This is a genomic window from Janibacter terrae NBRC 107853 (assembly GCF_001591405.1).
Lineage (GTDB): Bacteria > Actinomycetota > Actinomycetes > Actinomycetales > Dermatophilaceae > Janibacter > Janibacter terrae.
On record NZ_BCUV01000010.1, the window covers coordinates 59285 to 78861 of the forward strand.

Annotated in this window: 22 protein-coding genes; 17 read left to right on the forward strand and 5 right to left on the reverse strand. The window is 70.1% G+C overall.

Annotated elements, in window-relative coordinates:
* From JT1_RS17125 to JT1_RS17140, 4 genes are read right to left on the reverse strand one after another with little or no spacing between them, the layout of a single operon-like run.
* On the reverse strand, positions 1 to 534 hold the full coding sequence (locus JT1_RS17125; RefSeq protein ID WP_068329831.1) for a hypothetical protein: 534 nt from the start codon (positions 532 to 534) through the stop codon (positions 1 to 3).
* Positions 531 to 830, reverse strand: a complete 300-nt coding sequence (locus JT1_RS17130) for a hypothetical protein (protein WP_068329832.1) — start codon at positions 828 to 830, stop codon at positions 531 to 533. Before JT1_RS17130 ends, JT1_RS17125 begins: the two co-directional genes overlap by 4 nt.
* A 2-nt stretch (positions 831 to 832) precedes the next feature.
* A complete protein-coding gene (locus tag JT1_RS17135) occupies positions 833 to 1927 on the reverse strand; it encodes a conjugal transfer protein (protein WP_068329836.1) in 1095 nt (364 codons plus the stop codon).
* A complete protein-coding gene (locus JT1_RS17140) occupies positions 1924 to 2124 on the reverse strand; it encodes a hypothetical protein (RefSeq protein ID WP_068329845.1) in 201 nt (66 codons plus the stop codon). Before JT1_RS17140 ends, JT1_RS17135 begins: the two co-directional genes overlap by 4 nt.
* 242 nt (positions 2125 to 2366) lie before the next feature.
* On the opposite strand from JT1_RS17140, the gene JT1_RS17145 reads away from it, so the two are divergent.
* The 17 genes from JT1_RS17145 (at position 2367) to JT1_RS17225 (ending at position 18801) form a co-directional block, all read left to right on the forward strand.
* Positions 2367 to 3086: a hypothetical protein gene (locus JT1_RS17145; RefSeq protein WP_068329846.1), complete on the forward strand. Its 720-nt coding sequence runs from the start codon at positions 2367 to 2369 to the stop codon at positions 3084 to 3086.
* A gap of 349 nt (positions 3087 to 3435) precedes the next feature.
* Positions 3436 to 4098 (forward strand): AAA family ATPase, encoded by a 663-nt coding sequence (locus JT1_RS17150; protein ID WP_068329847.1) that lies wholly within the window; start codon positions 3436 to 3438, stop codon positions 4096 to 4098.
* A complete protein-coding gene (locus JT1_RS17155; protein ID WP_068329858.1) occupies positions 4095 to 4691 on the forward strand; it encodes a hypothetical protein in 597 nt (198 codons plus the stop codon). The genes JT1_RS17150 and JT1_RS17155 overlap by 4 nt, the downstream gene beginning before the upstream one ends.
* Before the next feature lie 22 nt (positions 4692 to 4713).
* Positions 4714 to 5400: an SAF domain-containing protein gene (locus JT1_RS17160; protein WP_068329861.1), complete on the forward strand. Its 687-nt coding sequence runs from the start codon at positions 4714 to 4716 to the stop codon at positions 5398 to 5400.
* A 4-nt stretch (positions 5401 to 5404) separates the two neighbouring features.
* Positions 5405 to 6235 carry a hypothetical protein gene (locus JT1_RS17165; protein WP_068329864.1) on the forward strand — a complete coding sequence of 277 codons (831 nt, stop codon included), beginning with the start codon at positions 5405 to 5407 and terminating at the stop codon, positions 6233 to 6235.
* Positions 6232 to 7809: a TadA family conjugal transfer-associated ATPase gene (locus JT1_RS17170; protein ID WP_068329867.1), complete on the forward strand. Its 1578-nt coding sequence runs from the start codon at positions 6232 to 6234 to the stop codon at positions 7807 to 7809. The genes JT1_RS17165 and JT1_RS17170 overlap by 4 nt, the downstream gene beginning before the upstream one ends.
* Positions 7806 to 8654 (forward strand): type II secretion system F family protein, encoded by an 849-nt coding sequence (locus JT1_RS17175; RefSeq protein ID WP_068329870.1) that lies wholly within the window; start codon positions 7806 to 7808, stop codon positions 8652 to 8654. The genes JT1_RS17170 and JT1_RS17175 overlap by 4 nt, the downstream gene beginning before the upstream one ends.
* Positions 8651 to 9550: a type II secretion system F family protein gene (locus tag JT1_RS17180; protein WP_068329873.1), complete on the forward strand. Its 900-nt coding sequence runs from the start codon at positions 8651 to 8653 to the stop codon at positions 9548 to 9550. Before JT1_RS17175 ends, JT1_RS17180 begins: the two co-directional genes overlap by 4 nt.
* A 105-nt stretch (positions 9551 to 9655) precedes the next feature.
* The gene (locus JT1_RS17185; RefSeq protein ID WP_068329877.1) at positions 9656 to 9916 is read left to right on the forward strand and encodes a hypothetical protein; all 261 of its coding nucleotides are present in this window, start codon (positions 9656 to 9658) and stop codon (positions 9914 to 9916) included.
* A 19-nt stretch (positions 9917 to 9935) separates the two neighbouring features.
* Positions 9936 to 10352: a TadE family protein gene (locus tag JT1_RS17190; RefSeq protein ID WP_068329880.1), complete on the forward strand. Its 417-nt coding sequence runs from the start codon at positions 9936 to 9938 to the stop codon at positions 10350 to 10352.
* Entirely contained in the window at positions 10349 to 10783 is a 435-nt protein-coding gene (locus tag JT1_RS17195) for a TadE family protein (protein ID WP_218005632.1), read from the forward strand. Before JT1_RS17190 ends, JT1_RS17195 begins: the two co-directional genes overlap by 4 nt.
* A complete protein-coding gene (locus JT1_RS17200) occupies positions 10780 to 11190 on the forward strand; it encodes a hypothetical protein (protein ID WP_068329886.1) in 411 nt (136 codons plus the stop codon). Before JT1_RS17195 ends, JT1_RS17200 begins: the two co-directional genes overlap by 4 nt.
* A complete protein-coding gene (locus JT1_RS17205; protein ID WP_068329889.1) occupies positions 11187 to 14303 on the forward strand; it encodes a LysM peptidoglycan-binding domain-containing protein in 3117 nt (1038 codons plus the stop codon). Before JT1_RS17200 ends, JT1_RS17205 begins: the two co-directional genes overlap by 4 nt.
* Positions 14296 to 14898 carry a hypothetical protein gene (locus JT1_RS17210; protein WP_068329892.1) on the forward strand — a complete coding sequence of 201 codons (603 nt, stop codon included), beginning with the start codon at positions 14296 to 14298 and terminating at the stop codon, positions 14896 to 14898. The genes JT1_RS17205 and JT1_RS17210 overlap by 8 nt, the downstream gene beginning before the upstream one ends.
* A complete protein-coding gene (locus JT1_RS17215) occupies positions 14895 to 15722 on the forward strand; it encodes a hypothetical protein (protein WP_068329897.1) in 828 nt (275 codons plus the stop codon). Before JT1_RS17210 ends, JT1_RS17215 begins: the two co-directional genes overlap by 4 nt.
* A gap of 328 nt (positions 15723 to 16050) precedes the next feature.
* Complete coding sequence (locus tag JT1_RS17220) at positions 16051 to 16494, forward strand: hypothetical protein (RefSeq protein ID WP_068329900.1); 444 nt, start codon at positions 16051 to 16053, stop codon at positions 16492 to 16494.
* Positions 16495 to 16734: 240 nt separating this feature from the next.
* Positions 16735 to 18801: a dimerization domain-containing protein gene (locus JT1_RS17225; RefSeq protein ID WP_068329904.1), complete on the forward strand. Its 2067-nt coding sequence runs from the start codon at positions 16735 to 16737 to the stop codon at positions 18799 to 18801.
* A 28-nt stretch (positions 18802 to 18829) separates the two neighbouring features.
* Here JT1_RS17225 and JT1_RS17230 read toward each other — a convergent pair whose 3' ends face one another.
* Positions 18830 to 19570 carry a hypothetical protein gene (locus JT1_RS17230; RefSeq protein ID WP_169702100.1) on the reverse strand — a complete coding sequence of 247 codons (741 nt, stop codon included), beginning with the start codon at positions 19568 to 19570 and terminating at the stop codon, positions 18830 to 18832.
* Positions 19571 to 19577: the final 7 nt, after the last annotated feature.

The window sequence follows — 19577 nt, forward strand, 5'->3', positions numbered from 1 at the left end:
TCAGCGCGCGAGCAGCGCAGCGAGCTTGTCCTCCACGGCAGCCGGTGAAGCAGGCTGCGGCGGGACAGGGGTCGGGTCAGGCTCCGCAGTGATCACGGGCCGGGAACGTGCAGCCATCTCAGGCGCCCCAGGGAGGGCGTGCACGGCCAACTGGGAGCGCACACGGACCGGCTCTGCGCTCGTGACCGCGTAGCGGCCCCAGGTGCCGTGCGTGGGCCGCGAGGCGACCCGGGCGCTGCCGGAGATGTAGGCCAGGGGGTTTGTCGACCCGTGCGGGATGTACCGGGCCAGCCAGCCCAGCGCGTAGGCCGCACCGATGACGACGGCGTAGTCAGCCAGGGGGTGGAAGTGCCCCCAGACGCCCATTGTCTTGACCCCGAGCGCGGCGGTTAGAACCGCGGTGCCGAGCTGGACAGGCCGGTAAGGCCCGCCCCAGATCCGCTCCCCCGAGGGGAGCTTGCCGATGAGCTTGGGGATGCGCAGGGCCGGGGTGTACCACCGGGCGACCTCGACCTGCTCGCGCCCCGAACTCATGCCGAGCCGGGGGCGTCACCGACGACCACGGGTGCCCCGACGGTCTCAGAGACCGTATCGTCGAAGACCTGCCCGATGTCATCGTTCTGGTACTGCTGGACCAGCCAGCCGACGAAGATGGCGGTCACGATCCCAGCGATCGAGGCCATGACGGTGGGTGCCTTGAAGACCTGCTTGATCAGGACGACGATGATGATCGCGCCGACGGCGGACAGGCCGAGGGACTCGATGTTCGAGAAGAAGTCTTGGCCGGCCTCGAAGATGTCGGCCGACGGCGGGGTGATGAAGGGGTGCATCGTTACTCCTTGGGTGTGGTGTTCCCCGCCGAGGCCTCGGCGGTGGTCTGGAAGGTCCCGTCGATGGCGGTGATCTCCCACCGACCGTCGCGGGCGGTCAGGGTCAGGGGCCACGACGCAGTGCGCTGACGCGCCACCTGGCTGCCCTCCCCCGGCTCAACGAGGCGGACTACGACCAGCGCCTGCAGCACCTGCCCCTCCTGCGGGGCCTGCCCGCTGCGCAGGTTCTCCACCCGCTCGGTGACCCGCACGTCCTGAACCGTCGTCAGTTCGTACTGCGCCTCGGCCGAGACAGCCTGCAAGGACGAGCCCGGAGTGACGTACCGGGCCACGTCTCCATCCCCGGTCAGATAGGCACTCATGAACGCCTGGAGACTCTCGTTGACTGCGCTGCCCGACGGCACGCTGACGGTGTACGGCGAAGGAGGGACGGCTGCCGCCGGCGGAGCCTGCACGACCGCCGGAACGGCCTTGACCGAAGCCGCTGCGTCGCCAGCTCCCCCGTCGACCTGAACCGGGACCATGTAGAAACGCCGGCTCGGCTGCCCCTTCGGCGGGGCCACCGTCGCCGTGACCGTCACGGCCCACACCCCAGGCGCCGTGGCGACCGCATCGACGACACGAACGTCCGTGGCAGTTCCGGCGGTCTTCGGCAACTCAACCGGCCCCGGCCACCACGCCCGCAGGTCCACGGCCCGGGAGGCTGGCGTCGTCAACCACGCCTGCACCCAAGCGGCCGCCTGCTCCGAGGCCAGGGCGCGCCGAGCGATGCTGTCGCGGGTGACCTCCGGCTTGGCCTGAGCCACCGGCGCCGTGTCGTCCCCCAGGACCTGCCGGCCCAGCGCGATAGGCCCAGCTGCAACCGCGCCCATGAGCAGCAGCGACAGACCCCGGGTCAGTATCGCGCTCCCCGTCGTCCACCGCTCCTGTACCGCGGGCGACGGCGCGCCCGCCTTCGTGCGGCGCCATCCCCACGCTCGGCTCGGGCGGTCCTCGACGTCGAGACGGTCGGGGTCGGCGGGCCCCGCCAGAGACCCGCCGAGCCCCGGCCGCGTTCCCTGTTCCCCCTTCGCGGGCCGCGTCAGCAAACCCTTCATCGCGACCGCTCCTGCAGCCGACCCATCGCCTCACGCGCCTCGTCGACCCGGCCGCTGCGCAGGTAACGCTCAACAGCCTCGACACCACCGAAGTGCGGTGCGTCGATACCGCGGCGCAGCACGCCGTCCAGCTCCTCACGCACGCTCCGCACCCGGGCTGCGTCCATCAGCCGTAGCTGGCTCTCCTCGCAGGCCATGGGGTTCTCCTCGCAGGTTGGGGACCTCTCACAGGTGAAGAGGTGCCCCGTTGCGGCGGTCCTGGAAGGCGCCAGCGCAGATTTCTTCTCGGTGCCCCAAGAACCCCGGGAAATGGGGCGAAAGTCGCCTGTCTCCATCCCTCTTCCAGGCGCGGCACACCAATCCCTTTGGAGGTCTCTCAGGAGGGGGTGCTCTCCACGGTCGAACGGTCCAACCAACCGCTCACCGCCAGGAGCCAGGGATGTACCAGACCATCGACACAGACCTCGATCGCCAGATCACCGACGAGTGGGCCAGCGCCTACGCAGACCAGCCACTCCCCCACGAGTGGACGGTCATCGACCCGACGCTTGCCGCTCTTCCCACCCTGGGCCACCTGCTTGACGCCATGGGCCCGCGCGGTGCGCTGGCCGACAGCGACCGCGTCTACCTCGCCCTGATCACCCGCGCCCAGGCCGGTGAGGCGATGGCGGGCAGGGTCCTGCTTCAGCGCCTCCAGCCGCGCTGCCGCCAGCTCTTCGGGACCGCCGCGAAGCGGGGCCTGGATGACGTGGCTGCCAGCGCCTACGCCGCCGCCTGGTCCGCGGTCATGACCTATCCGCTGACCCGCACGACCAAGGTAAGGATCAACCTGTCCATGAGGGTGCTCAACGCCATCCCGGACGCTCACGAGGAGCCCACGCCCATCGCAGCCGACGACCTTGGACCGAGGATTGCCGACGACGCACCCGTGAGCGCGACCTGCGAGGCCGCTCGCCTCCTTCTCTGGGCGCTCGATCACGACGTCATCTCCCAGGACGAAGGGGCGCTGCTCTACCGCGCGACGCTCGACGCCAGCGCCTCGATCAACGCCGCTCTCACGGAGATCGCTGCCGAAGAGGGAGTGACCAGCCGTGCCATGCACGGTCGGTACTCCCGCGTGGTCGAGAAGATCACCGCGGCCGTTCTCGAGACGACCTGACTCCCCTGCCACCACCACTGGACTGAAGGTCTGGCTGCAAGCGCCTCATATGTCACCGCATATGTGTGCTCATATGCTTCCGTCTATGCCGCTTCGTATGTGTCCCCAGATGTGCCCCCCTATGCGCGTGCATCTGTGAGGTCATATGGCGCGGCATATGTGGCCCTTCTGCGTCTTCGTCTGCTTGCTCATATGCTTCCCCACCTGTTGCTGCGTCTGTTTATGCATATGCCGCCGCATATGTGTCCTCATCTGCATCTTCTGATGTACCGTCATCTGCGTGCCCGGTTTACTTCCGATGGCGGCCTTGGATAAGCCGCCGATTGGGCACCGGAGGGATGGGATCGAGATGCCTGAGCCACAGCTCATCGTCGTCGCGGGTCAGAAGGGTGGGCCGGGGAAGTCGACGACCACAATCAACCTTGCGGCCTGCTTCGCAGCGGAGGGGGAGCGCGTCCTAGTCGTCGACATCGACCCCCAAGGCAGCGCGGTCGGGTGGGCGGAGACGGCCGGAGACGCACTGCCCTTCGACTTCGCCGCCAGCGACGACCCCGGGCTGCTGTCATCCCTGAAGCAGGTCGACTACGACTACGTCCTCGTCGACACCCCCGGCTCGCTCGTCGAGGTCGAGAAGAACCAGGCCCTGATCCCGATCGCCGACTTCGTGGTCATCCCCTCGCTGGGGGACCCGCTGGGCATGGAGCCGCTGGCCCGTACCGTCCATCAGGTCCTCACACCGACAGGTGTCCCTTTCCGGGTGCTGCTCAACAACGTCTCCGACCGTCGGGGACCGGCCTGGCCGATCACCACGATCCACACGCTCGCCGCCGCCGGCCTCCCGTGCTTCCGGACCTACATCCGCTCCTACGTCACGCTGACCGACGCGCCCGGCACCGGGGCGGTGGTCACGCAGCTGACCGACGAGCCCGGCAAGAAGAGCGCCCGGCTCTACAAGCAGGTCGCCCAGGAGATCCGCGACATCCTCGCGGCCAACGACGGCGGCACGCGATGAGCCGCCAGCAGAACCTGGCCAACCTCCTGGCCCGCGGCACAGCCAACGCCGCGCAGGCCGGCCCGATGGTCACCACAGACACCGAGCCCGCCACCAAGCCCACCCAGGCGACGCCCCGGAAGGCCCCGAAGAAGGCCGCGCCCAAGCCGGACAAGACCTCTCCGAAGACGAGTGTGGACGACGTCGCGGACGGGCCCATGGTGCGCGCCGCCAGCCTGATCCCCGCCGACCTGCACAAGGAGATCTCTGAGCGGGCCGACGGCACCTTCGGCCAGCTCATCACCTGGTCGTGCATCGACTTCCCAGATCAGATCGTCGAGGACGTGCTGACCTCGCTCGGAGCCGGAGCTCAGGTCTCCCGCGCCCCGCGCATCAACCGTGGAGCAGCACCCAAGAGCAACACGAGACAGATCGCCCCAACCTTCCTGCCCAACGAGAACGCGATCGTGCTCGACCTCCTCGAGCAGATCAAGCAGTCCGCCGCCGACGCCGGCGTCGACCCCGGCACCGCAAAGCGGATCACCCGAACCGTCCTGCACGCCGCAGCGCTGCGGCGCTGGGCCACGGAACATCCCCAGACCACCACCGACTGACCCGCCCACCAAAGGGGGACCCATGACAGCTGCACCCGAATCCACCACGACCACCCGGCGGGGGCCGGTCGTCGACCCGGCACCGCACGTCAAGACACGGTGGAACCGGCGGCTGCTGCTGATCGGGATCCTTCTGGCGCTGCTGTGCGGGCTGGCGGCCTACTGGGCCGTCAATCGGGCCAGCACACCTCGCTCGGTAGTCGTGGTCACCAAGGACATCGCCGCCGGGGACGTCATCACCGAGGACGCCCTCGGCACCACGTTGGTGACCGGGGGAGAGAACCTGACCACGACCCCGGAAGGGCAGCTGCGCGCCCTGGTGGGGGAGCGGGCATCAGTGCCCATGCCCGCGGGCTCTCTGGCGACCAAGGCCATGACCATCCCGCGCATCTCCCCCCGCGAGGGACAAGCCATCGTCGGTGTCGCACTGTCCCCGGGGCAGTACCCCACAAGCGGTCTGCAGCGCGGCGACGCGGTGCGCCTGGTGGTCACCGGCGGCGGGCAGAGCATCAAGGAGCTGCCGCCGGGCAAGGCCTTCACCGCCACCGTCCTGGCCGTGGGCGATGTCGACAACAACGGTCGCCGCACCGTCGACCTGTCCATCGGGACCAGCGACGCCGACCTCGCCGCGGCCGCGGCCGGCACCGAGAAGGTCGCCATCGTCAACGTCCTGCCCGTCGGCCTCAGCCCCGACAACGGACAGGGGTAAGCACATGGCACTGACAGCTCTGACCTCCATCAGCGCCTCCCCGGGCGTGACCTCCACCGCGCTGACCTGGGCGCAGGTCTCCAAGAAGCCAACCCTGCTCGTCGAGGCAGACCCCACCGGCGGCTCCCCGATGCTCTGCATCGCCTGGCAGGGGTCCCAGCCCCACGACCGGTCGGTGCTCGACCTGGCGCACTTCCCGGCCAGCGAGTACCCCGACCGCATCTGGGAGCTCGCGCTGCCGCTGCCGCAGCGCCCCAAGGCGGCATGGGTGCTGCCCGCCGTGGGCTCACCGGCCCAGGCCCGCTCGATGCGTGAGCTCTGGGCCCCGGTCTGCGACGCTCTGGCCCGCATCAGCTCTGACTCCGACGTCGACGTCGTGATCGACCTCGGACGATGGAACACCGCAGGCTTCGCCGAACCTGTCCTCGCTCGAGCCAGCAGCATCCTGGTGATGACTGATACGACCCTGACCGCCCTGAACTCCCTCGCCCTCGGGCTGTCGGTGATCCGAGAGCAGCTCGAGGCCTCAGGCGGCACCCACAAGCTCGGCGTCGTTCCCGTCCTCGGACAGGAGAAGGGCACCGGGCACCGCCCCTACGGCTCCCGAGAGATCGCACAGATCACCGACTCCGTGCCCGTCCTGCCCGGCGTGGCCCGCGACCCCAAGGCCGCAGGGGAGAGGCGGTGGACCGGTGAGAGTCAACGTGTTCGCGCCACCGACAAGCTCCGGCCGCGCACGGCCTACCCGCTCTCGATCCAGCACCTCATCGAGGCCAACGACAAGCACGTCGCGACGGCCTCTGACTACCTCTCGACCAGCCAGGAGACAGCATGAGCGAGCAGGATCAGGTCCAGTCGCCGACCTCGCTGCCGATGTTCGCCCACCGGCAGAGCCCCGCCGCCCGAGGACTGGGCGGATCCATGGCCCCTGCGCCGCAGGAGCCGGTTCACCACGAGCCCCAGCCCTCCAGGCCCGTCACCGACGGCGTCACCGCCGAGCGCGCAGACCAGATCCACGACGCGATCCGACGGATCAGCGCGGTCGACTGGGACGACGTCGCCCGACTGCGCCTGCAGGTCAGCGGCGAGATCTCCCGACGCTTCCCCAACACACCCCTGAAGGAGGAGCAGCACCGCGAAGCCGTCTCCCTCATGGTCAACGAGGCGCTCGACGACCACGCCGACAGCCAGCTGAGCACAGGCGGGGGACGCCTCTCGGCGGAGGCGCGAGCCGAGCTGCACCGGGCGGTCATGGTCAGCCTCTTCGGCGCGGGCCGGTTCCAGCCGCTGCTCGACCTCGAGGGGCTGGAGAACTTGGAGTGCGAGGGGTGCGACAACGTCACGCTCCAGTTCGCCGACGGGCGCCTCGAGCGCGGCCCGGCGGTCGCCGACAGTGACGAGCAGCTCATCGACGAGATCCGCTACATCGCCCGCACCGCGGTCACCGGGGAGACGGTGTTCAGCCAGCACAGGCCCTGGGTGCGCCTGGCCCTGCCCGACGGGTCACGGTTCGCCGCCGAGGCCTGGGTCTCCCGCCGCCCCTCGATCAGCATCCGCAAGCACCGCTTCGTCGACACCGACCTCGCCCAGATGCGTGACCTGGGTGCCATCGACGAGACTCTCGAGCAGTTCCTGCGCGCCGCGATCCGCGCCGGGAAGAACATCATCGTCTCCGGCGACCCCGCTGCCGGCAAGACCACCCTGGTCCGGGCGATCCTCAACGAGCTGGACCCCAACGAACGGCTCGCGACCATCGAGGCCCAGTACGAGCTGCTCATGGACCAGATGCCCCACCGGCATCACCGCGTGTGGGCTGTTGAGGCCCAGCCCGGCGGAGAGATCGGCGCTGACGGCCGCCCCGTTGGCGAGGTCACCCTGACCCGGCTCATCGAGCTCTCCCTGCAGAAGAACGTCACCCGCATCGTCGTCGGCGAGGTTGTCGGCGACGAGGTGATGTCGATGATGGAGGCCATGCAGGGCGGGCGCGGATCCATCAGCACGATCCACGCAAGCTCGGCGCGGGACACCATCGAGCGACTGGTCACCCTGATCACCCGAGCGCGCGCCAACGTCGACCCCCTCTTCGGGTACCGGCTTGTCGCGCAGAACGTCGACCTGATCGTCCACCTCAACCTCACTGACGAGTCCGCGCTCGAAGGCGGCCGCCGCTGGCGCTTCGTCGACGACATCGTCGCCGTCGAGGTCTCCCAGGACACCGGAGTGGCCTTCGACCAGATCTTCGCGCCTGACGAGCACGGCCGCGCCGTGCCCAGCGGCACTGTGCCGAAGTGGATCAGTGAGTTGCGCCGGCACGGGTTCGACCCGTCCCTGCTCACCGGGAGGGTCTCCTCGTGGGGCCCGCCGCCCGAGCTGCTCGTGCGCGACGACGGCGCCTGGGGCGCGGCATGACCGTCCTGGCAGTCCTCTCCGCGATCGGTGTCGCCGTCGGTCTCACCCTGGTCATCGCCGCGTCTCGCCCCGGCGGGCCGCGGCCTTCCCGGCCCGTGTCGGCAGTACCGCAGCGACGGCGACTCAGCGCCACCGCCCGACGCAACGCACTGATCGGGCTGGGCATCGGAGTCGTCCTGGCCCTGACCGGGTGGGTGATCGCCCTGGTCCTGGCCCCGGCTCTGGCGGTGCTGCTGCCCTACCTGGTCCGCAAGGACGACAGCGTCTCCCCGGATGACCTCGAAGCACTGGAGGAGTGGGCCAGGTCTCTGGCCGGCGTGATCGGCGCCGGGCAGGGGATCTCCAGCGCCATCATCGCCACCCGCGCGTCCGCCCCCGAGCGGATCCGGCCGCAACTGGAGCGGCTCATCGCCCGCCTCTACGCCCGCCGCCCCTTGGACGAGGCGCTCTACGCCTTCGCCGACGACGTCGACAACCAGGTCGGCGACTTCATCGCCACCGCCCTGATCCAGGCCTCACGCCACGAGGGCGCGGCCCTGCGCAAGGCCCTGGACGGCATCGCCGTCGACGTCACGCAAGAGGTCCGTGCCCGCCGCGACATCGAGGCCTCCCGCGCCGGCACTCGCGCCCAGGCGCGGATCGTGACGATCATCGCGCTCAGCGTCCTGGCGCTCTTCGTGCTCGTCACCCCCCTCGGGTCGTACTACCGCACCTCGTCGGGGCAGCTGATGCTCATGCTCGTCCTCGGCCTGTTCCTCGGGGCCCTGTACTGGCTGCGCAAGGCGGCCACGACCACGCCCCTGGCACGGTTCCTCGTCGCACCCGCCCCGAAGGAGCGAGCATGACCGCCACCGCACTAGCCATCTTCTTCGGGCTCCTGACCGGGATCGCCCTGACCGTGGCGCTGGCCGGGGCCGTCACCCCCAGACCCGACCTGGCCTCGGCGATCGACAACCTCAGACCGCGCCACCTCGGGATCCGCAGGGTGGCCCCCGACGCACCCGCAGGCCCCAGCACGCGCCTGGAGTCGGTGGGGGAGTGGGCACGCACCAAGACCCACCGGTGGACCTTCCTCCGGGCTCCCGAGCGCGACCTGGACCTGATGCAGATCCCCACCACCGAGCACTACGGCAAGAAGGCCCTCGGCGCTCTCATCGGCTTCTCCGCAGCCACCCTCCTGCCGATGCTCGCCGGGATGGGCCTGGTCCTGCCGTTCGGCCTCGGGCTCGCCTTCGCTGCCGTGGGCTGGTTCGCCCCCGACTTCACCGTCCGCGACAACGCCAAGCAGCGCCGCGAGGACTTCGCCTACGCCGCCGTGTCCTACCTGCGGCTCGTGGCGATCTCCCGGGCCGCCGGCGCCGGTCTCGTCGCCTCCCTGGAGTCCGCGGCCCGCACCTCCGACTCGTGGATGTTCATCCGGATCCGTGAGGAGCTCCGCCTGGCCAAGTACGCCGGCATCCCCGCCTGGGACGCCCTCGAGGGCCTGGCGCAGAGCATCGACGTCCCCGAGCTGCGTGAGGTCGCCGACATCATCCGCCTGGCCGACAGCTCCGGAGCGGCGGTCGCTGACAACCTCATGGCCCGCGCGGCATCCCTGCGTGACCGGCTCCTGACCAAGGAAGAGACCGAGGCCAACACGGCCACCACCTCCATGGGCATCCCCATGGCCGGGCTAGCCGGCGCCTTCCTGATCGCGCTGATCATCCCCGCCTTCGTCCAGCTCGCCGGAGTCAACCCGTGACCAGCCCCCGAAGGGTAAGGACTCCACCAAAACTCCTTGACCCAGCGCGACAGACTGGAACCCGAGCACCAAACTAGAACCCAAAACCCGCAAGCAGGGGGAGTGATGAACAGCATCAAGAGCGTCACCAGTGCCGTGCTCACCATGAGCGTCGCCGTCTACGCCGTGATGATCGGTGCCCTGATGGCCCCGGTCACTCGCATGGACCAGAAGATCCAGGCCCGAGGCGAGGACCCCGAGGCCGGAGCCATCAACACGATGGAAATCGTCATCATGGCCGCGATCGTCCTGGCCGTCGTGGTCACCGTCGCGGCCGCCTTCGGCACCAAGATCACGAGCTGGTTCGACAAGGTCCCCGGCGGCTGACCCCACCCGGACACCAGTGATGAGCACCGTCAGCGCCCAGCACCCAGCCCGGAGCCTGCGCTCCCGGCTGGGTGCTGACGACGGGATCGCGACCCTTGAGGCGGCGATCCTGGCGCCGGTGCTGCTCTTCGCGACGATGGCCCTGGTGCAGTCCGCGATCTACTTCATGGCGACCACGTCGGTGACCAACGCGGCGCAGATCGCGCTGGAGACCGCCCGGACCGACTCCTCCAGCGCCTCCGCCGGCGAAGGAGCCGCCACGAGCTACCTCTCGAGGCAGAGCATGGTCACCGACCCGGGCGTGAGCGTGCAGCGCGGCCCCGAGACCGTCACGGTCCTGGCCACGGGGCAGGCCCCGTCCCTGGTTCCGTTCGTCACCCTGCCGCTCATCGAGCGCAGCATCGACGGTCCGCTCGAGAGGGTGACCGCGCCGTGAGCCGCCAGGACCTGATGGACGAGCGAGGGTCGTCAACGCTCGAGCTGGCGATCATGGCGCCGGTGATCATCGCCCTGCTGCTCATGCTCATCGCGTTCGGTCGCACGGCGACGGCGACCAGTCACGTCGATGGTGCCGCGTTCGCCACCGCCCGGGCCGCCTCCATCGAGCGCAGCTCCGCGGCCGCCGACACCGCCGCCTCTGCCACGGCTCGCGACTATCTGGACCAGCGAGGGCTGACCTGCGACCCGCAGGTCGTGGACGTCGACACCACCGGGTTCGCCCGCGCGGTTGGGGAGCGGGCCGAGGTCGCGGTGACCATCTCCTGCACCGTGCCGATGCGTGAGGTCACCGGGGTGCTGCCGTTCGGCACGCGCACGTTCACCGCGACCGCGGTCAGCCCCATCGACTCCTACCGGGGTGCCCCGTGATCCCCGCGGTGTGGCGTCGCCTGCGCGGCGAGGACGGGCACGTGACCATCTGGGTCATGATCATCGGCGTGACGATCATGACCGCCGGCGGCATGGTCTACGACGGCGCTGACAAGGCCAACCAGGCTCGGCGGGCCACGATGATCGCCAACGAGGCCGGACGCGCCGCCAGCCAGGAGCTCTCCGCCGACGTCGTCGCCGGCGAAGGGGTCTCGATCGACCTGGCCGGAGCCGCGGATGCCGCCCGCACCTACCTGGACTCCGCCGGGGCCGAGGGAAGCGTGAGCGTGGAGGGCACCCAGGTCGTGATCCGGACCAGCCTCCCGTGGGAGCCCTCGGTTCTCCCGCTGCCCTCCGACACCCTGACCGCCACCGCCACCGTCGACGCCCAGGAGGTAGCCCCATGACGACCTCCCGCTCCGCCACCATCGCCAAGGGCCTGGCCGCGCTGACCGGGATCCTGCTGATCCTGCTCGCAGTCCCCGCGGCCCTGGCCCTCTTCGGGGGCAACCCCTTCGAGGCCCTGCCGAGCAATCTCGACGGCGCCTGGAATGCACTGACGCGACCCGACGACGGCCGGCTGCTCATCGCGGTCCTGACGATCGCCGGGTGGGCGGTGTGGGCCAGCCTCGCGGCCTCGCTGCTCGTCGAGATCCCAGCGGCCTTACGCGGCGTGCCCGCGCCTCGCCTGCCGGGCCTGTCGTGGCAGCAGGGTCGCGCCGCGGCCATGACCGGTGCCGTCGCCGCGATGCTCGCCCTCGGTGGCGCCGGTGCAGTGACCGCCGCCCCGACCACCCACGCACCCGCGGTGACACAGGCGACGACCCAGGCTCACGCTCAGGACGCGACCCGACCCAGCACCCCGGCCACGACCAGTGATCAGCAGCGCAGCGTCACCGTCCAGGACGGTGACACCCTCTGGGGCATCGCCGAGGACGAGCTCGGCGACGGGCACCGCTACACCGACATCGCCCAGGCCAACCGCGCCCAGATCAACGACCCAGACCTGATCCAGCCCGGGTGGGAGCTCACCCTGCCCGGCACCACCGCTACCGCGAGTTCCTCCCGTGAGAGCACCCCGAAGCCCGTGCCCCAGCAGGAGCAGGAGCGGTCCGCTTCGACCACGACCCCTGACCCCTCCGGTCAGGACGACAGCGCCCACGGCGCTGTCCCGCCGGCGATCTCATCCACCGCCGGCGAGGCGCGCCCGAGCCCGACCCATTCCCCCAGCTCGGGCGCGCCCACGACCACCGCGGTACCGGCCGCTGACCCGGCCCCCGCCGCGGCCGTCGACGGAGACCGGATGCCCGTCGCGCCGGTCATCGGCATCGGAGCTCTGGCCTGCGCCGGCCTGGTGACGCTGCTGGTGCGGCGTCGCCGGCAGCAGGACCGTCACCGCGCACCCGGACGGCGGATCGCGCGACCCGCCGGTGCAGCCGCAGACCTCGAGCGGACCATCCGCGAGGCGGCCGACCCCATCGGGGTCGACGCTCTCGACCAGGCGCTCCGTTCCCTCGGGCACGGCGCCAGCATCGGCGCGCACGCGCTGCCGACGCTGCGCGCCGCCCGTCTCCTTCCCGAGCGCATCGAGCTCTACACCGTGGAAGAGCACACCGACCTGCTCCCCGCCCCGTGGATGCGCACCGACCAGGCCGACGGGGGAGGGGTAGCCGACCCCGGCACCTGGGTGCTGCTGCGCCGCGACCTGGACTCGCTGGCCGGCACCGACCACCTGCCGGCGCCGTGGCCGGCACTGGTCACCGTCGGCATCGACGAGCAGCACGCGCACGTCCTGCTCAACCTCGAGCAGATCGGCACCCTGGCCATCACCGGCGACCCCGCGACCGCGACCGCCGTCGTCGCCGGCCTGGGGATCGAGCTCATCACGAGCCGGTGGTGCGACGACGCCCAGATCACGCTCGTCGACGTCATGCCCGAGCTCGTCAGCGCCCTGGGCAACGAGCGGGTCGTCCACGCCACCGACATCGACCACGTCCTGGCCGGCCTCGAGCACAGCGCCGAGGTCCACCGCTCCGCGTTCACCCGCGAGGGCGTCGACGACGCCGCAGCCGCACGAACCAAGGGCGTCGTCGACGAAGCCTGGACCCCGCACCTCATCCTCACCGGCGAGACCCTCACGAGCGAGCAGGCAGATCGTCTGCGCAGTGTCGTCGAGACCACGCCGCGACTCGCGGTCGCCGCGATCACCTCAGGGACCGCTCCGACCAGCCCCTGGGTCCTCGAGGTCAGCCCCGGCCGCGACGCTCTGCCGAGCGCATCCCTGTCCCCGACCGGGATGCGGCTGGTGCCGCAACACCTCACCCGCCAGGCCTACCTGGCTCAGCTCGACCTCTTCGACACCACCACCCACGAGGACGTCCCCGGCCCCGACTGGGCCGAGAACATCACCGACGGGACCCCCTTCGACCTCGAGGACCTGCCCCAGCCCGAGGTCGTGGCCCTGCCCGCCCCGACCTCCCAGACCCGAGACGTCGACGAGTTCCTGGAGACGGTCGACGCCGAGCTGAGCACGCCGGAGTACGTCGTCGACGGCGACGGCGGGTACAACACCCCGGTGCCGCTCTCGGCGTCCTCCTGGATCACCTCCCACACCACGCATGACAACCAGGGATCCCCCGCGTCAACAGCGACAGAGACACCCGCCCAGAGCACCCCCGGCGACACTGAAGCTCCCGATGCCGCAGCCCAGACCGCCGCCGACAGCGCCACCGGGCAGACCGCCAGTGAAGACCGGGGAGTGCGCTCCCTGCCGGGCGCGACCGGCCCGGTCGTACGGGTCCTGGGCAAGGTCGAGATCATCGGTGCCCGCGGCCCGCGGCCGGCGTCACACCGCCGGACCACCGAGCTCGTGACCTTCCTGACGATGCACCCCGGCGGCGACGAGAAGGTCTTCAGCGCCGCGATCTTCCCCGGCGAGGAGCTCGGGGCCAAGCTCTCCCACAAGAGGCAGACCTACATGAACACAGCCCGCAGATGGCTTGGTCGTGACGACGACGGTCGCCCCTTCGTCGTCGAGGTCGACGCGGACGGATACCGGGTCACCGGAGACGTCACGCTCGACTGGCACCGGATGCGTGACCTCATCGGCTCCGACATCGCCCAGACCCCCGACGACGCTCTGCACGAGGCCCTCAGCCTGGTCACCGAGACCCCGTTCACCGGGATCGACCAGAGCCGCTGGGAGTGGGCCCAGGACGACATCGCCGAGGTGTGCGCCACCGTCGCCGACGTCGCGCACGAGCTGAGCACCCGAGCCCTTCGCGCTGGCGACTCCCGCACCGCGACCTGGGCCGCGGAGAAGGGTCTGCTCGCTGAGCCGGTGAGCGAGACCCTCTGGAGGGACCTCATCACCGCCGCCTGGAGCTCGGGCATCCCCGGCCGGGCCCGGGACACCATCGAGTCCGCCCGCGCGGCGCTGGAGCCCCTCGGCGATGACCTCGAGGACGAGACCGTGCAGCTGATCAACGACGTCATCGCCCAGGAGCGGCGCCATGCCTGACCCCGACGAGAGGACCGTCATGCGACATCTGAAGACCACCGTGAGTTCCGCGGCCGTCGCTGCGGTCGTCGTGCTCTCGGCCGCGAGCTGCAGCAACAGCACCGACCCGAAGGGCACCGCCACCGAGAGCACCGCCTCGCCGACCACGAGCGAGGTCACCTACGACGACGAGCACGCCTTCACCGAGGCCGAGAAGGCCGCCAAGAAGGCCGTCGCACGGGACCGCAACGAGCCCGTGCCAGAGGACGCCACTTGGGCAACTGATACCTACCGACAAGACCGCGCCGCAGCACTCGCAGACAACGAAAAGCAGGGCATCACCCTGAAGGGCACCACCGAGTGGACCGGTTTCAAGCGGGGAATGTCGAACCCTGACGCAGCCGGCGGCTGGGACCTCACCGCCTACGTCTGCTCGAGGTCGGATACCCGTGCCTACAAGGGGAGCAAGGACGTCAGCCTCGGGGCTGACGGCAAGCCGCTCCCGAAGGGGAAGCGCGATGTCGTCGCCCTCTACAGCTTCACCACGCCGGACAAGGGCAAGACCTGGCAGGTCAACGACACGCAGCAGGTGGAGGACGAATCATGCGACGAGTGATCATCACCGTGGGCGCAGCCAGTACGGGGCTGCTCCTGGCCGCACCTGCATGGGCCGGCGCACCGATCCCCATGGACGGCAAGATCGACCACGAGGACGGCGTCTACACCGCCACTGCTGAGAGCCAGGGCGGTGGCTCGTCGAGCGCGGGTTCTAGTGCACCGAAGGGGGGCGGCTCCAGCTCGGCCGGGTCCAACGCACAGCCGGTGGTGCTGACACCGGAGCAGAAGGCCGCGCAAGAAGCCGCCAGCACAGCGTGCAAGGGCGTCACGGCCATCGCCGGGGAAGTACCGGAGGAGTGCATGGTGGCGGCCGTCCCTAATGCCCCGGCGCAGCCGCGAGTCTCTGTCGCAGACGTCCGGGAGAAGGCAACCGACCAGATCACTCTGAGCGCCCCAGACCTCAAGGCCTCACCATGCCTGGCCGGGGGAGGCTGCAAGGGCACCGTCGGCGTCCCGGTCTGGCTCTGGGTCGGCGACGGCAGCTCGCTACCGTCCGACTCCGCGAGCGCGTCGGCCGGCCCCTACACGGTTAACGTCAGCGCCAAGGTCCGCCAGGTCGAGTGGAGCCTGGGAGATGGGCAGACGACGATCTGCTCGGGCTCGGGCACGCCGTACGAGAAGGCCACGCACGGCTGGTCGGCCCCGGAGTGTGGTTTCGAGAAGGGGTGGCAGAAGGCCGGGACGTACACCCTGACGGCGTCCTACGTGTGGGATGTCGACTGGTCGGGCTCTGTGACCGGGTCGGACTCGCAGACGATGTCGTCGACGCAGCAGGTCACGGTGCGTGAGATCCAGACGACTGTGTCGTCGAACGGGTCGTGATGAGCGTGGTGTCGTCGTCGAGCTGGGGGTCCGCGACGGGGTAGTCGTGGGCCGCTGACGGAGCCTGATCGCCTGATGGCGGTCGGGCGTTCAGGCGTTGCCGTGTGAGTTGGTGGAGCGCTAGAAAGTCAAGAAGTTTTCGAGATTTCTGCGGTTCTGACTTCCAGACCTCGCGTCCGGGGCGACCTCTTCCTCTGTGAAGGGATCGCCCCGGACGAGAGGAGTTGCAGATCGTGGAGACGACACACGGCGCGCCTACGTCATTAACCGGTTATCGGGTGGAAGTGTCGTCTTCATGGCCGGCCGACCACGACGCAGCGTTCCCCGCGTGCAGTCCAACATTCGCATCGACGCCCCCGTCAAGCGCGAGCTCGAAGCGCAGGCTCAGGACGCTGGGATGCCCCTCTCTACGTACCTCGAGCACGTCGTCGCTCACGCCTTCAGGTACTCGGGTCCCTACCTCACGCCGATGGACACGCTGCCGACGAGCATCCCTCTCACGTCGCTGCGCCGCGCTGTGGCTTCTCTTGATCGGCATAGCTGCCCGAGCGTTCGCGGGGGACAGTCTCCGTACGTCACGGTCAAGCTCGACGAGCCGCTGGCCGATCCTCTGCGGCAGCGCGCTCGAGGGTTCGGCGTCCCGTACACCGACTACCTCCGCGGGGTTCTGCACCTCGCAGCCGGTTTCACCGCTTCGGGATCGAGCGGCCAGCTCGATCTCGGTTTCGACGTCTCGACCGCGAAGGGGGAGCGCCAGCTCAGAGCCTCATAGCAAAGGACGATCGCCCCCTGCGCCAACAGGGAGCGATCTGATCCGTATAGGGGCCGGGTACCAACCGGCCTTGTCACCGCGAAAGAGCTCCAGACCTTCGGAGGGAACGAGCTCAATCCTTGGAAAGGCATCTCCATGCTAGCACCGAGGGCGATGTCGTCATACCCAAATGCGGGTATCGACACGCCGACTTTTGACCCTGCTCCACCCGCGCTTCAGCCCCTTGATTCTGGGGTTTGGGTGCCCCGTCTGCTGCGTGACGCGATCACGGATCCGGCACGTCTGGCGGACCTGGTGGTCCTCTACTCGTGGTCCAACGACGGTGACGTGATCGCGCGTCAGAGCGCGATCATGACGGCCCTGGGACGCCCCGGGGCCCGCCCGGACGCGCTGGGCGCGCGGCTGCGCGCGGCCGAGGACGCTGGGTGGATCGTGCGTCGCCGCACGCGCCGAGGCGCCGGTGTGACCCGGTACCGGCTCGCGCACCGGCCCTGCCCGGGCAAGGTCGCTTTTGACGTCGTCCCGCACGCGATGATGCAGGCCCTGCGCGACGGTGGGATCGGCCCGGGGGAGCTGCGCACGTGGCTGTTCCTGGACCAGGCTCTTGGGTACCGGGGGTATACCCGAGACTCCGCGGCCGAGGTCGCGGCCCGGGTCGGGGTCAGTGCCCGCACGGTGCAGCGGCACCTGACGGCACTGGTCTCGCTCGGCTTCCTCGAGCGTGAGGACACCGCCACGGGATGGGTCCTGACCCGACCGGCGAGCACCGCGGCGACGACTGCAACGCAGGTCGACGAAATCGAGGGTGAGCTCGCCGACGCGCCGCTGCAGGGGTGCGACACCAACGCGGGGTCCTGCGACACCAACGCGGGGTCCATGTATCTAGCCCCCGATTCTCTAACCCCCGAGATCTCCCCCTCCTCACGTAGTGCTCGTCACCTAGGTAAGAACGCGACGCGCGCGACGAGCGGCCGCAAGCGGCCGAGCGGAGGGATCTACCAGGTCGACGGTGTCAGAGAGGTCGCGGACCTACTGGCTCAGGATCGGGCGTGGAGGTGGGGTGCTCGGCGGAAGTGGCTCAACGGGATCCTCGCCAAGGCCGTCGCCCCGGCGCTGCAGCGGGGCTTGACCCCCGAGGCGATCGCCATGGTCCTCACCGAGAGCGCGGCCGGGGAGCTCGACGACGCGGCCGAGCTGCTTCAGTCCCTCATCCCGGCCGCGCAGTCCGCCTTGAGCGCCTTGGCGATCGACACCCGCCTGGGCCAGGCCTGCCAGGACTGCGGCCGCCGTGAGGCCGATGCCGGCGGCGAGATCCGCGACCGGCTGTGCCCGTGGTGCCACGAGCAGCGCATCGGCATCGAGGAGATCCCCGCCGAGATCCTCGCCCAGATCCAGGCGCACCTGACCGCCCCGACCACCACCACGCAAAGCACCGACACGACGGCACAGGAGGTGCCCGAGATGACCAGCACACCCACGACCACGACCACGACACCGGCTCAGGCGACCCACGAGCAGCGTCGCGCGCGTGACCGGGCCCGCCGCTCGAGGTACGCCAAGAGGCGCCGGCTGCGGCTGCTCGAGGGCACCTGGGAAAGCACCTTGGTCCCCGCCGGCCCCGCCCGTACGAGAGTCCTCGAGCTCCACCAGCAGGGGTGGTCCCTCGCGGCCCTGGAGGCCATGATCGGGGAGTCTCAGGGTCACCTGTCGAACCTGGTCTACGAGGGGCACTCCGATGCCCGACGGTGGGTCACCCGCGAGCGCGAGGCGCGGATCCTGGACCTCGAGCCGACCTTGGACCTGGTCCCCGACGGGTGCCACGTCCCCGGTCTTGGGACACGGCGCCGTGTGCAGGCCCTCTCGGCGATCGGGTGGTCTCTGCAGGAGGTCGCTGACCTGGCCGGGGTGAGCAAGCAGGCCCTCGCCGGCAGCCTGCGCGCGCACCGGGTTACCGCCCGGGTCGCCCGGACCATCCGGGGGATCTACCTCGAGCTGGAGAGCACCCCCGGGCCCTCGGAGCGGACCCGCCGGCACGCCGCCACGAAGGGGTGGCCACCGCCTGCCGCGTGGGACGACGTCGACGACCCGAGGGAGGACGCCGAGCACACCGCCCAGGCCCCGACACACGGGAGCCGGCTCAGCGTCGACTCCCTGACCGACTGCGCCTCGTGGGGAATGACCCGCGAGCAGGCCGCGCATCGTCTCGGAGTGCGGCCCGGCTCGATCGACCGGTGGCTCAACCGCCACGAGGCGCCGGGGCTGCGCGCTCGGTTCGCCCGCAACGAGGCCGCGACGACTGCCGCATGACCCGCCATCTTCGAGGGAGCGTGGCCGTCTATTGGCGCAAGTCGGGGTGACAGCGGGTCAGATGCGCCCGCAGCCCGCGGACCTCTACGAACGCACGTGAGCACTGGGTGCACCAGGTCCACCCGCTGAGGGTGATGTGCTGCTCGATCGTCGTGACCCACCACCACGGTGCGCGATCGCGCCCGTCCGGCGGGGGGAGGCGCCCTTCTTCGCGACGCTTGCTCAGCACGTAGCTGACCCACCCCAGTCGCCGAGCGACGTCCATCGTGCGCCACCGCGGCGGCCCGAGGATCACCCGGCCGGCGTTGATGTCGCCAGCCAGCCGTGCGGGTGTGACACCCAGGACGGCCGCGATGTCGGGAATCTCAGCGCCCTCGCGCCATGCCTTCGTCGCGGAGAGCATCTGCTCGGGAGAGTGACGAAGGGGGGCGGGCCAACCCTCGAAGGCGACGCGGACAAGATCTGGTGGGACGTCGAAGGCGCGGCCGATCAGGGTGTAGCTCGCCCCGCGGTCGATCGCCTTCTTCCAGTCAGGGATCTGCTCCAGGTGCGGAGCCAGGAGCCTGAGGCCGGTGAGGCGCAGGATCTGCTGTACGCGCGCGTGGTGCTCGTCGACGTCACGGCCGAGGTCGGCCAGGCGTTCCCCGGCGGCCCGCCTGTGGAACAGCTCGAGATGCTGATCGGGGATCGGGTGCCGCCCACTTTCTGCCCAGAGTGCTGCGTGTGCCGGGGAGGTCACACCCAGCCCGGTGCGCTCGAGCGCGGCCACCCAGTCC